This is a genomic window from Plantibacter sp. M259 (genome assembly GCF_006065115.1).
Lineage (GTDB): Bacteria > Actinomycetota > Actinomycetes > Actinomycetales > Microbacteriaceae > Plantibacter > Plantibacter auratus.
The window spans coordinates 4172851-4185303 of record NZ_CP040750.1 but is presented as its reverse complement, the minus strand read 5'-3'; the positions used below and the strand labels follow the sequence as shown (position 1 = coordinate 4185303).

Below are 12453 nucleotides of genomic sequence, written 5' to 3'. Positions count from 1 at the left end.
CTCCCTTTCTCCCGGTGATTTGGGGGCTTCGCCCACCCGCCGAGCGCGTAGGCTGGTCATGGCATGAAGCAGCAGAGCATCACCTCCCTCCCACCGGCTCCCGAACAGGAGCGCCGGCAGCGGCTCATCAAGTACTCGATCACCATGGGTGTCCGGTTGCTTTGCCTCGCTGCGCTCCCGTTCGTCCAGGGCGGTTGGATGTTCGCGGTCGCAGCCGGTGCCATCTTCCTGCCGTACGTCGCCGTGATCATCGCGAACGCCGGGTCGCTGCCGTCGCAGGGGGCCATCGAGCGCCCCACCGGTGTCGTCGTGTCCCAGCGGCCGATCATCGTCGACGACCCGGTTCCGCCTCGTCCGGCCGACCAGGCATGATCGGGTTCGGTGCCGAGCCCGACGGCGTGATCTGCTCCCGGGCCGGCTGCCGCGCGGCGGCGAGCTGGCGGATCGAGTGGCGCAATCCGAAGATCCACGCGGAGGACCGTGTGAAGGTCTGGACCGCCTGCGACGAACACGTCGACTTCTTGGAGGCCTTCCTCGAAGCCCGCTCCTTCCCGCTCGAGCGGCGTCCGCTGGCGTCGGCGGTCGGCTCATGAGCGCGGGTTGGCGGTTCGCCTTCAGCCGCCGTTGGCTCGGCTACCTCGGCGTCGCGATCGTGTTCGCGATCGTGTGCGTCCTCCTCTCCAACTGGCAGCTCGCCCGGGCGAGCGAGAAGGAGGAGGAGGTCCAGCGCATCGAGACCAACTGGGACGCGACTCCGATCCCGCTCGACGAAGCGCTGCCGTCGCTCGACTCCTTCAGCGTGGCCGACGAATGGCATCCGGTGTCGATGAGCGGTACCTACCTGCCTGACGAACAGCTGCTGGTCCGGAACCGTCCCCGGAACAACCAGGCGGGCTTCAACGTCCTCACCCCGCTCCGCCTGGCGAACGGAGACGTGTTCATCGTCGACCGTGGCTGGGTCGCCGCGAACGATTCACTCGAGGCACCCGAGTCGGTCCCGGCACCTCCGAGCGGTGAGGTCTCGGTCGTCGTCCGCATCCGACCCGGCGAACCGACGCTCCCGGGCCGCGGGGCCGCCGACGGCCAGGTGGCCACGATCAACCTCCCGCAGATCGCCGAACTCCGCGGCGAGACGCTCTACTCCGGTGCGTACGGCATGCTCCTCTCGGAGAGCCCGGCGCCTGCCGAGGCGGCGCCGCTCGGTCCGATCAAGCCTGAGCCAAACGAGGGGATGCACCTCTCGTACGCGCTGCAATGGGTGGTCTTCGCGCTGATGGGCTTCATCTTCCTCGCCTATGCCATCCGTCAGGAGTACCGCATCCTGAACTCCGACGACCCGAAAGAGCAGCGGCGTGCGGCTGCGCGCGCCGAACGGCTCGCCGCGAAGGCACGGTCCGACGCCGACATCGAGGATGAGATCCTCGAAGCGAGTCGCTGATCCGACTGGCCCGAGCAGGCGACGGACGGGGCGTACCCGGCCCGTGAAGCCCACAGGGCCGGGTACGCTCACCCGTTGGCGCTAAGCCAGGCTGACGAGGTCCTGGTAGTCCTTGTTCCAGTGGTCCTCGACGCCGTCGGGCAGGATGAGCACCCGCTCGGGGTTGAGCGCCTCGACGGCGCCCTCATCGTGACTCACGAGCACGACGGCACCCTCGTAGTGGGCGAGCGCGTCGAGGATCTCCAGACGGCTGGCCGGGTCGAGGTTGTTGGTCGGTTCGTCGAGGAGGAGCATGTTCGCGCCAGAGACGACGATCATCGCGAGAGCGAGTCTCGTCTTCTCGCCACCGGACAGCACGCCGGCGAGCTTGTTGGAGTCGTCGCCGGTGAACAGGAACGAGCCGAGGACCTTACGCGCTTCCATCTCGGTGATGTTCGGCGATGAGGAGACCATGTTCTCCAATACGCTGCGCTTCACGTCGATCGTCTCGTGCTCCTGCGCGTAGTAGCCGATCCGCAGGCCGTGCCCGGGCTCGAGCTGCCCGGTGTCGGGCTGGTCCACTCCGGCGAGGATCCGCAGCAGGGTCGTCTTGCCTGCACCGTTGAATCCGAGGATGACGACCTTCGAGCCACGGTCGATCGCGAGGTCGACGGCCGTGAAGATCTCGAGCGAGCCGTAGCTCTTCGACAGGTTGCTCGCCATGAGTGGCGTCCGGCCACAGGGCGCCGGGGTCGGGAACCGCAGCTTGGCCACGCGGTCTTGCGCGCGGACCTCCTCGAGCCCGGAGAGCATCCGTTCGGCGCGAGCCACCATCTGGTGGGCAGCGGCCGCCTTGCTGGCCTTCGCACCGAACTTGGCCGCCTGGAGCTGGAGCGCCGTCGCCTTCTTCTCGACGTTGGTGCGCTCCTTCTTCCGGCGCTCCTCGTCGGCCTCGCGCTGACGCTGGTAGTTCTTCCAGTTCATGTTGTAGATGTCGATGACGGTGCGGTTCGCATCGAGGTAGAAGACCCGGTTGACGGTCTCGCCGACGAGCTCGATGTCGTGCGAGATAACGATGAACCCGCCCTTGTACTGCTTGAGGAACTCGCGCAGCCAGACGACGGAGTCGGCGTCGAGGTGGTTGGTCGGCTCGTCGAGGATGAGCGTCTCGGCGTCGGAGAAGAGGATTCGCGCGAGTTCGATGCGGCGGCGCTGTCCACCCGAGAGCGTCTTCAGCTGCTGATCGAGGATGCGGTCTGGCAGGTTCAGGTTCGATGCGATCGAGGCCGCCTCGGCCTCTGCGGCGTACCCGCCGAGCGCGTTGAACCGGTCGGTGAGGTTGCCGTACTTCTTCATGGCGGCTTCCGCCACCTTCGGGTCGTCGCTCGCCATGGCCATGCTCGACTCGTGCATGCCGAGCGCGAGCTGGCCGAGACCACGTGCATCGAGGATGCGGGTGCGGGCGAGATCCTCCGGGTTGCCGGAGCGCGGGTCCTGCGGCAGGTACCCGATCTCGCCACCGCGATCGATCTTGCCGTTCGTCGGGAGGGTCTCCCCCGCCAGCGTCTTGGTCAGGGTCGTCTTCCCGGCACCGTTACGGCCGACGAGGCCGATCTTGTCGCCGGCGGACACGCGGAAGTTCACGTGCTCCATGAGCACGCGTGCCCCCACGCGGATCTCGAGGTCGTGCACACTCAGCACAGGCATAGTCCATTTCTTCGGGTGCGTTTCGACAACGCGGAGGGTGGGGGTCAGCCTCCCAGTATAAATCGTGAATCCGATGCTCAGCACCGCGGCTGTTCCGGCAGGGTTCCGGCGCAGCCGGACGACCGTCAACGCAGGGCGGAGATCCGTCCGACCGCCTCGGTGAGGAGCTCGGGTGAGCAGGCCAGGTTGAGTCGTGCGTGGCCGACGCCTCCGGGCCCGAACGGGGCTCCCTCCTGCAGTGCGACGCGCGCCTCGCGCAGGATGCGCCGCGCCGGGGGCTCGGTCCAACCGAGCGCGGTGCAGTCCAGCCAGGCGAGGTACCCGGCGGCAGGCGAACGGTAGCCGACCTCGGGCAACTCGGTGCCCAGCAGCTCACCGAGCAGCCGCCGGTTGCCGTCGAGCAACCCGAGGAGCCCGTCCAACCAGGGCTCTCCGGCCTCGAAGGCGGCGACCGAAGCCAGCACACCGAACTGGCCCGTCCGCCAGAACACCTCGACCGGCATCCCAGCGACCACGCTCCGCGGCCCGGGGCCGGCGGTGACCATCACCGCGCACTTCAGGCCGGCGAGGTTCCAGGCCTTGCTCGCCGACAGGACGGCGTACCCGTGTTCGGCGGCCTCGTCGGACACGCTGAGATAGGGGACGAACCGCTCGCCCGGCTGGGTGAGCGGAGCGTGGATCTCATCGCTCACGACGGCGACCCCGCACCGCGCGGCCAGCGCGGCGACCGAGCGGAGTTCGTCGACCGTGTGAGGCCGACCGATCGGGTTGTGCGGATTGCAAAGGAGGAACGCCTTCGCGCCGTTGCGGAAGGCGGCTTCGAGACCGTCCAGGTCGAGCCGCCAGCCTCCGGCGGGATCGGCGGCGCGGCTGGACCCGAGCAAGGGGACGTCCACCACGACTCCCCCGGCCTCGGTGACGAGGTCGAAGAACGGCGGGTAGACCGGCGAGGTGATCACGACGCCCTCGCCGGGCGCGATGACGCGACGCAGGATCTCGACGATGCCCATGCTGACGTCGGCGGTGGTGAACACGGAGCCGGGATCCACGACCCATCCCCAGCGTCGCGCTGCGAAGCCGGCGAACGCCTGTGGGAGCGGTGTGCGGCTCGCGACATACCCGGCGTCGCCGCGGTCGATCGCCGCGTGCAAGGCGTCGCGGACCACGGGTGCCAGGGGGACGTCCATCTCGGCGACGAACATGGGCAAGACGTCGTCGGGGTACTCGGACCACTTCTCGCTCGTCCGGCTGCGGAGGACGTCGAGGGGGTCTGCGGACACGATCTCGGTCATGCCTCGACCCTATCCGGGATCAGCCGGACGACGCGGCCCGGAACAGGACGACGGACGGCTGCACTGCAGCCGTCCGTCGTCGTGGAGGTTCGATCAGATCGAGAAGCCGAGGGCACGCATCATGTCGCGCCCGTCGTCCGTGATGCGCTCCGGGCCCCACGGCGGCATCCACACCCAGTTGATGCGGAAGGCGTCGACGATGCCGTCGAGCGCTTGACCCGTCTGCTCCTCGAGGACGTCCGTGAGCGGACATCCGGCGGAGGTCAGGGTCATGTGGATGATGAGCGCGTCGTTCTCGTCATCCCAACCCAAGTCGTAGATGAGACCGAGGTCGACCACATTCACCCCGAGCTCGGGGTCCATGACGTCCTTGAGCGCCTCTTCGACCTCGTCGAATCGTTGCGGACTGAGCGTTGTTACCATGTCGTTATCTTAGACCGCTCGCGCGGCTTCAGGCACCTTCCGGGGCGACGACGGCGTCGCCGAGGAAACGGTCGTAGCCTTCATTCTCGAGTCGGTCGGCGAGCTCGGGACCGCCCTGCTCAGCGATCTTGCCGGCGACGAAGACGTGTACGAAGTCCGGCTTGATGTAACGCAGGATGCGCGTGTAGTGCGTGATGAGCAGGACGCCGAGGCCCGTGTTCTCCTTGGCGCGGTTGACGCCCTCGGACACGATCTTGAGGGCGTCGACGTCGAGGCCGGAGTCGGTCTCGTCGAGGACTGCGAACTGCGGCTTCAGCAGCTCGAGCTGGAGGATCTCGTGACGCTTCTTCTCGCCACCGGAGAAGCCCTCGTTGACGTTGCGCTCGGCGAAGGCGGGCTCCATGCGCAGGTTCTTCATCGACTCGCGGACGTCCTTGATCCAGCCGCGGATCGCGGGCGCCTCGCCGTCGACGGCGGTCTTCGCCGTGCGGAGGAAGTTCGTGACCGTGACACCGGGGATTTCGACCGGGTACTGCATCGCGAGGAAGAGTCCGGCACGGGCGCGCTCGTCGACGCTCATCGCGAGGACGTCCTCGCCGTCCAGCGTGATGGATCCGCTGTCGACGGTGTACTTCGGGTGGCCGGCGATCGTGTACGCGAGCGTGGACTTGCCCGAACCGTTCGGACCCATGATCGCGTGGGTCTCGCCCTTCCGGATGGTGAGGTCGACGCCACGCAGGATCGGCTTGGTGCCCTGTTCGGTTTCGACGCTGACGTGCAGGTCGCGGATTTCGAGGACTGACATGGTGCTAGATCTCTTTCGTTGCGGTCGGGTCGATGTAGATGTCGCCGTCGATGAGCTCGACGGTGTAGACGGGGACCGGCTCGTAGGCCGGAAGGGTGAGCGGCTTGCCCGTCGTGAGCGAGAACTGCGAGCCGTGTGCCCAGCATTCGAGGTTGCCGTCCTCGACGAAGCCTTCGGACAGCGAGATGTCGCCGTGGGTGCAGACGTCGCCGATCGCGAACAGCTCGTCCGATGCGTCGCGCACGAGGGCGATCGGCACGCCGTCCACCACGACCCGCTTGGCCTGGTTGACGGCGAGCTCGTCGAACGAGCACACCTTCGTCGCCATCAGTGCTGCGCTCCGCCGGTGCCCTGTCCGTCGGCGCCGAGCAGTTCGGCCTCGATGGCCGCCGAGAGGCGCTCCTGCAGCTCGGTGTCGCCGATCTGCTGGATGATCTCCACGAGGAAGCCGCGGACGACGAGTCGTCGTGCCTCGTCCTCAGGGATGCCTCGAGCCTGCAGGTAGAAGAGCTGCTCGTCGTCGAAGCGTCCGGTCGCGCTCGCGTGACCGGCACCGGCGATGTCGCCGGTCTCGATCTCGAGGTTCGGCACGGAGTCGGCACGGGTGCCGTCGGAGAGGACCAGGTTGCGGTTCTGCTCGTAGCTGTCGGTGCCGACGGCACGGTTGCTGATGAGGACGTCGCCGATCCACACGGACCGCGCACCCTCGCCCTGCAGTGCGCCCTTGTAGGTCACGCGCCCGCGGGTGTTCGGTGCGTCGTGGTGCATGTAGACCTGCTGCTCGAGGTGCTGACCCGCGTCGGAGAAGTACACGCCGAGCGAGTCGAGGTCCGAGCCCTGACCGGCGAGGTGCAGGGTCGGGTTCACCCGGACGACCTTGCCGCCGAGCGACACCACGACGTGCTTGAGGTGGGCGTCGCGACCGATGGACGCGAAGTGGCTGGCGAGGTGCACCGCGTCGTCGTCCCACCACTGCACGGTCACGACGGTCACGTCGGCCTGCTCGCCGATGATGATCTCGACGTTCTCGGTGAGGCGGGCGTCGCCCGCGTTCTCGATGATGATGAGGCCGCGGCTGAACGGCGCGGCGGTGATGACGGTGTGCGCAGCGCGGGCGCCGTCGCCGAGCCCGCTCCGCTCGAGGCGCAGGGTCTTGGACCCCTCGCCCGTGACCGAGATCGCCAGCGCCTGGTCGAAGCTCGACCAGGCGTTCGCGGAGGCTCGCTCCTCCGGTACGCCGGCGGAGCCGACGCGGGCGTCGTCGCGACTGATCCACTCGACGCTGAAGCCGTCGACGTCGTCGTGCTCGATCGGGGTGGGCGAGCCGTCGAGCTCCCCCGCGGTGAGGTCGGTGAACTGCGCGACGGGGCTGAGCTTCCAGACCGCCTCGCGTCCCGTCACCGCTGGGAAGTCGGCGACATCATAGGAGCTGAAGCGCTCCGATCGGGTCTGCACCGGGATGACGCGTCCTGCGCCGTCGCTGTGTGCCGTGATGCCGTGCTGTCCTTCGGTCTGAGTCGGTGCTGCAGTCGTCATTAACCGACGGATCCTTCCATGCCCATCTCGATGAGCTTGTTGAGTTCGAGTGCGTACTCCATGGGCAGTTCGCGGGCGATCGGCTCGATGAAGCCGCGGACGATCATCGCCATGGCCTCGTCTTCCGGCATGCCGCGGCTCATGAGGTAGAAGAGCTGCTCCTCGCTGACCTTGGACACCGTCGCCTCGTGTCCGAGCTGGACGTCGTCCACACGGATGTCGATCGCCGGGTACGTGTCGCTCCGGGAGATGGTGTCGACCAGGAGCGCGTCGCAGCGCACGGTGTTGGCCGAGTGATGGGCGTTGGCGTCCACCCGGACCTCGCCGCGGTAGCCCGCGCGTCCGCCGCCTCGGGCGATCGACTTGGAGACGATGGACGACTGCGTGTACGGAGCCATGTGGATCATCTTCGCGCCGGCGTCCTGGTGCTGGCCGGGACCGGCGAACGCGACGGACAGGGTCTCGCCCTTGGCGTGCTCGCCCATGAGGTAGATGGACGGGTACTTCATCGTGACCTTGGATCCGATGTTGCCGTCGATCCACTCCATGGTCGCGCCTTCGGCGGCCGTGGCGCGCTTCGTGACCAGGTTGTAGACGTTGTTCGACCAGTTCTGGATCGTCGTGTAGCGGACGCGAGCGTTCTTCTTGACGATGATCTCGACGACCGCGGAGTGCAGCGAGTCCGACTTGTAGATCGGCGCCGTGCAGCCCTCGATGTAGTGCACGTAGCTGCCCTCGTCGGCGATGATCAGCGTGCGCTCGAACTGACCCATGTTCTCGGTGTTGATCCGGAAGTAGGCCTGCAGCGGGATCTCGACGTGCACGCCGGGCGGCACGTAGACGAAGGAGCCACCCGACCACACGGCGGTGTTCAGCGCGGCGAACTTGTTGTCGCCGGACGGGATGACCGTGCCGAAGTACTCCTCGAAGAACTCGGGGTGCTCGCGCAACGCGGTGTCGGTGTCCATGAAGATGACACCCTGCGCCTCGAGCTCCTCGTTGATCTGGTGGTAGACCACCTCGGACTCGTACTGCGCGGCGACGCCGGAGACGAGGCGCTGGCGCTCCGCCTCGGGGATGCCGAGCTTCTCGTAGGTGTTCTTGATGTCGTCCGGCAGGTCCTCCCAGGTCTGAGCCTGCTTCTCGGTGGACCGGACGAAGTACTTGATGTTCTCGAAGTCGATCTCGGAGAGGTCGGCGCCCCACGTCGGCATGGGCTTGCGCTCGAACAGCTGCAGGGCCTTGAGGCGGCGCTGCAGCATCCAGTCCGGTTCGTTCTTCAGTGCGGAGATGTCGGCCACGACCTCCGTGGAGATGCCGCGGCGCGCTGAAGCGCCGGCGACGTCGCCGTCGTGCCATCCGAACTCGTATTGGCCGAGTCCGGCGAGCTCCGGGCGATCGATCAGGATGTCTGACATGTGTCCCTCTTTCCTCCCTGGAGACAACCACCGGCTGGAGGTCGTCATTCCCTCCCATGGCACGCGCCTGATCGGAGCGGATTGGGGAGGGGATGTGCGGGCGGCTTCTTCGCGAACCTACAATGTTCATGAACCATGGCGCTTCTCGCGCGCACCGTGAACCTCATAATCCTACAGCTTCCTGTGGGTTGTGGGTGAGGACGGTGGATACCGCAGCCGTGGCCACCGCGAACCGAAGGATCGACCCGTGTCACACCACTCCAAGACCGCCGGTCGACCGACGCCGGCACCGTCCCTTCCCGACCGGGTGCGGGCCACCCGGTTCTGGCAGTGGTTGCCGACGACGATCGACAAGCGTGTACGGGTCGTCGCCTGGCTCTCGTTCGCCTTCCAACTGGTCCTCATCGGGACCGGGGGCGCCGTGCGTCTGACGGCCTCCGGGCTCGGGTGCCCGACGTGGCCTCGCTGCACGGACGACTCCTTCGTCAACACGCCGGAGATGGGCATCCACGGCTTCATCGAGTTCGGCAACCGACTCCTGACCTTCGTCCTCGCGGCCATCGTGATCGCCGCGTTCCTCGCGGTGATCCGCATGCGTCGGCAGCGCCCCGACCTCTTCCGACTGACCCTGCTCCAGGGCCTGTCGATCCCCGCGCAGGCGGTCCTCGGCGGCATCACCGTCCTCACCGGGCTGAACCCGTACGTGGTCGGGCTGCACTTCGTCATCTCGATCGTCCTGGTCGCCCTCGCGACGATGCTCGTCCATCGGGTCTACCGCGGCCCTCGCGGTGCGGTGAAGGTCATGCCCGGCTGGTACCTCGGCGTCGTCCACCTGACGAGCCTCTTCGTCGCCGTCACCGTCGTGTTCGGCATCCTGACGACGGGCTCGGGCCCGCACGCCGGCGACAACTCGAAGGAGGTGCCGGCGCCGCGCAACGGGTTCGACCCCGAGTTCCTCCAGCACCTCCACAGCTGGCCCGCCTACGCGACGCTCGCCGGCACCATCGTGCTGCTCGTCGGCGCGATCGCGCTCGGTGCCCGCCGCGGGTCGCGCGGGGTGCGCACCGCGGTCTCCACCCTGCTCGCGGTCGAAGTGGTGCAGATCATCGTGGGGCTCACCCAGGCCCGCCTCGGACTCCCCGAGGTGCTCGTCGGGCTGCACATGGTGCTCGCCGGGCTGCTCGTCGCCGCGATGACCTGGGTCGTGCTCCAGCAGCGGATCCCGGTCCGGACCGCGTCACGCGTCGAGGAGTCGGCATCCCTCAGCGTCTCCCGCTGACGGCTCAGCGCGCCTGCTGACGGCTCAGAGCATCCCGACCGCGGTCACCCGGACGACCGCGGTCCCGGTCTCGTCGGAGGCGTCGAGATCGATGACCGCGCTGATCCCCCAGTCATGGTCGCCGGCCGGATCGGCGAACACCTGACGCACCCGCCAGACACCGCCCGTGTCGCCGACGGGGCGCTCGTCCTCGTCGTCGACGACCAGCAGCGCCGGGCTCCGTGCTGCGGCGCCCGTCGGGAGTTCACCGTGCTCCTCGAAGTACGGATCCATGGCGTCGGCCCAGGTGTCGGCGTCGAATCCAGCCGACGCGTCGAGCTCGCCGAGCGCGTCGTAGTGCTCAAGCGACGCGAGCTGGACCCGGCGGAAGAGTTCGTTCCGGACGAGGACGGTGAACGCCCGGCGGTTGGCGAGGACGCTCCGTGGCGTGGGTGGAAGTGACCGACTCGCCTCCGCATGGCGCTCGGGGTCGGGGTGGGACAGTTCCTCCCACTCGTCGAGCAGACTCGAGTCGACCTGTCGGACGAGTTCTCCGAGCCACTCGATGAGGTCTTGGAGCTCCTCGTCCTTGAACTCGTCCGGCACGCTCTGCCGGATCGCCCGGAAGGCGTCGGAGAGGTATCGCAGGACGAGTCCCTCGGACCTCGAGAGGCTGTAGAACGAGACGAACTCGCTGAAGTTCAGTGCGCGCTCGATGAAGTCGCGCACGACCGCCTTCGGGCGGAGTTCGAGGTCGAGTGCCCACGGCTGCGCGGCGGTGTAGCTCGTGAACGCCGCCTCGAGGAGTTCCGCCAGCGGTCTCGGATGGGTCACCGCCTCGAGGAGCTCCATGCGCTGGTCGTACTCGATCCCCTCGGCCTTCATCGCCTGCACGGCCTCGCCCCTGGCGAGGTGCTGCTGGGCCATGACGATCTGGCGGGGATCGTCGAGCGTCGACTCGACCACCGAGATGACGTCGAGGGCGAAGCCGGGCTCCGCGGGGTCCAACAGCTCGAACGCGGCGAGGGCGAAGGGCGACAGCGGAGCGTTGAGCGCGAAGTTCGGCTGCAGTTCGACCGTGAGGCCGATGACGACCTCGCCCGTCTCGGGGTCGATCGTCTGGGTGATGACGCCTGCCGTGCGGAGGGTGCGGTAGATCTCGAGCGCGCGCCTGGCCAGGGCGAAGCGCCTCGCCCGAGGCTCGTGGTTGTCGAAGACGAGGGAGCGGATGGTGCCGAAGCTGTCACCGCCGCGTGCGATGACGCTGAGCATCATCGCGTGGGTGAGCTGCATGTGGCTGGTCAGCGTCTCGGGCTCGGCCGCGACGAGGCGCTGGAAGCTCGGCTCCCCCAGGACACGAACCCCTCCGGCGCCTTCTTCCGGATGATCTTCCGGCGCTTCTTCGGGTCGTCGCCGGCCTTCTCGATGAGCTTGAGGTTCTCGGTCTCGTGCTCGGGGGCCTGGACGACGACGGTGCCCGCGGTGTCGTAGCCGGCCCGACCTGCACGACCGGCGATCTGGTGGAACTCCCGGGCGTTCACCTGACGCATCTTCGTGCCGTCGTACTTCGTGAGCGCGGTGAACAAGACGGTGCGGATCGGGACGTTGATCCCGACGCCGAGGGTGTCCGTCCCGCAGATGACGCGGAGGAGACCACGTTGGGCCAGCTGCTCGACGAGGCGTCGGTACTTCGGCAGCATGCCGGCGTGGTGCACGCCGATCCCGCTGCGGACGAGCCGGGACAGCGTCGTGCCGAACGCGGTACTGAACCGGAAGTCGCCGATGGCGTCGGCGATCTCGTCGCGTTGCTCGCGGGTGACGACCTTGAGGCTGGTCAACGCCTGTGCCCGCTCGAGCGCCGCCGCCTGCGCGAAGTGGACGATGTAGATCGGAGCCTGGCCCGTGTGGAGGAGGTCTTCCACGGTCTCGTGGATCGGTGTGGTCGCGTACGAGAAGTGGAGCGGGACCGGTCGTTCGACACCGGTCACGATGGCGGTCTCTCGGCCGGTCCGGCGCTCGAGGTCGCGCGCGAGGTCGCCGACGTCGCCGAGGGTCGCGGACATGAGGATGAACTGCGTGTCCGGGAGGGTGAGGAGCGGCACCTGCCACGCCCACCCGCGGTCGGGGTCGGCGTAGAAGTGGAACTCGTCCATCACGACCTGGTCGATGCCGGCGTCCTCGCCGTGCCGGAGTGCCAGGTTGGCGACGATCTCCGCGGTGCAGCAGACGATCGGCGCGTCGGCGTTCACCGAGGAGTCCCCGGTGACCATCCCGACGTTCTCCGCACCGAACATCTCGACGAGTGCGAAGAACTTCTCGCTGACGAGCGCCTTGATCGGGGCCGTGTAGTAGCTGCGGCGACCGGAGCTCAGCGCCGCGAAGTGTGCGCCGGCGGCGACGAGGCTCTTCCCGGTGCCCGTCGGCGTGGAGAGGATGACGTTGGCGCCGTCGACGATGCCGATGAGCGCCTCCTCCTGCGCCGGGTACAGGCTGAGTCCGCCGGCCTCGGCCCAGGAGACGAACCGATCGAAGACGATGTCGGGGCTCTCCCCCGTCGCAGCGATCAGCCGGCCGCGTTCCGCTGCGTCAGCCACCGG

Annotated in this window: 11 protein-coding genes and 1 pseudogene; 4 read left to right on the top strand and 8 right to left on the bottom strand. The window is 67.9% G+C overall.

Annotation, left to right across the window (positions count from 1 at the left end):
• The first annotated feature begins 63 nt into the window (after window positions 1-63).
• Genes FGL15_RS19545 through FGL15_RS19535 form a run of 3 tightly spaced genes read left to right on the top strand, consistent with a single transcriptional unit; the run spans window position 64 to window position 1438 of the window.
• Window positions 64-372 (top strand): DUF3099 domain-containing protein, encoded by a 309-nt coding sequence (locus tag FGL15_RS19545; RefSeq protein ID WP_137241654.1) that lies wholly within the window; start codon window positions 64-66, stop codon window positions 370-372.
• Complete coding sequence (locus FGL15_RS19540) at window positions 369-593, top strand: hypothetical protein (protein WP_079705968.1); 225 nt, start codon at window positions 369-371, stop codon at window positions 591-593. Before FGL15_RS19545 ends, FGL15_RS19540 begins: the two co-directional genes overlap by 4 nt.
• On the top strand, window positions 590-1438 hold the full coding sequence (locus tag FGL15_RS19535) for an SURF1 family protein (RefSeq protein ID WP_085510918.1): 849 nt from the start codon (window positions 590-592) through the stop codon (window positions 1436-1438). The genes FGL15_RS19540 and FGL15_RS19535 overlap by 4 nt, the downstream gene beginning before the upstream one ends.
• An 81-nt stretch (window positions 1439-1519) precedes the next feature.
• Here FGL15_RS19535 and abc-f read toward each other — a convergent pair whose 3' ends face one another.
• From abc-f to sufB, 7 genes are all read right to left on the bottom strand, one after another.
• Window positions 1520-3118: a ribosomal protection-like ABC-F family protein gene (abc-f, locus tag FGL15_RS19530; RefSeq protein ID WP_056005615.1), complete on the bottom strand. Its 1599-nt coding sequence runs from the start codon at window positions 3116-3118 to the stop codon at window positions 1520-1522.
• Between the two features lie 131 nt (window positions 3119-3249).
• On the bottom strand, window positions 3250-4416 hold the full coding sequence (locus FGL15_RS19525; protein WP_138947100.1) for a MalY/PatB family protein: 1167 nt from the start codon (window positions 4414-4416) through the stop codon (window positions 3250-3252).
• Window positions 4417-4509: 93 nt separating this feature from the next.
• Window positions 4510-4839: a metal-sulfur cluster assembly factor gene (locus FGL15_RS19520; RefSeq protein WP_056005622.1), complete on the bottom strand. Its 330-nt coding sequence runs from the start codon at window positions 4837-4839 to the stop codon at window positions 4510-4512.
• A gap of 28 nt (window positions 4840-4867) precedes the next feature.
• Complete coding sequence (gene sufC, locus FGL15_RS19515) at window positions 4868-5644, bottom strand: Fe-S cluster assembly ATPase SufC (protein ID WP_138947099.1); 777 nt, start codon at window positions 5642-5644, stop codon at window positions 4868-4870.
• Window positions 5645-5648: 4 nt separating this feature from the next.
• Window positions 5649-5972 (bottom strand): non-heme iron oxygenase ferredoxin subunit, encoded by a 324-nt coding sequence (locus tag FGL15_RS19510; protein ID WP_064296937.1) that lies wholly within the window; start codon window positions 5970-5972, stop codon window positions 5649-5651.
• Window positions 5972-7180 (bottom strand): Fe-S cluster assembly protein SufD, encoded by a 1209-nt coding sequence (gene sufD, locus FGL15_RS19505; RefSeq protein WP_138947098.1) that lies wholly within the window; start codon window positions 7178-7180, stop codon window positions 5972-5974. Before sufD ends, FGL15_RS19510 begins: the two co-directional genes overlap by 1 nt.
• Window positions 7180-8598: a Fe-S cluster assembly protein SufB gene (sufB, locus tag FGL15_RS19500; RefSeq protein ID WP_079705963.1), complete on the bottom strand. Its 1419-nt coding sequence runs from the start codon at window positions 8596-8598 to the stop codon at window positions 7180-7182. Before sufB ends, sufD begins: the two co-directional genes overlap by 1 nt.
• Window positions 8599-8905: 307 nt before the next feature.
• Here sufB and FGL15_RS19495 point away from each other — a divergent pair, with 307 nt between their 5' ends.
• Window positions 8906-9877, top strand: a complete 972-nt coding sequence (locus FGL15_RS19495; protein WP_137243062.1) for a heme A synthase — start codon at window positions 8906-8908, stop codon at window positions 9875-9877.
• 24 nt (window positions 9878-9901) lie between these two features.
• Here the strand turns inward: FGL15_RS19495 and FGL15_RS19490 are convergent.
• Window positions 9902-12450, bottom strand: a pseudogene (locus FGL15_RS19490) (DEAD/DEAH box helicase).
• Window positions 12451-12453 lie beyond the last annotated feature (3 nt).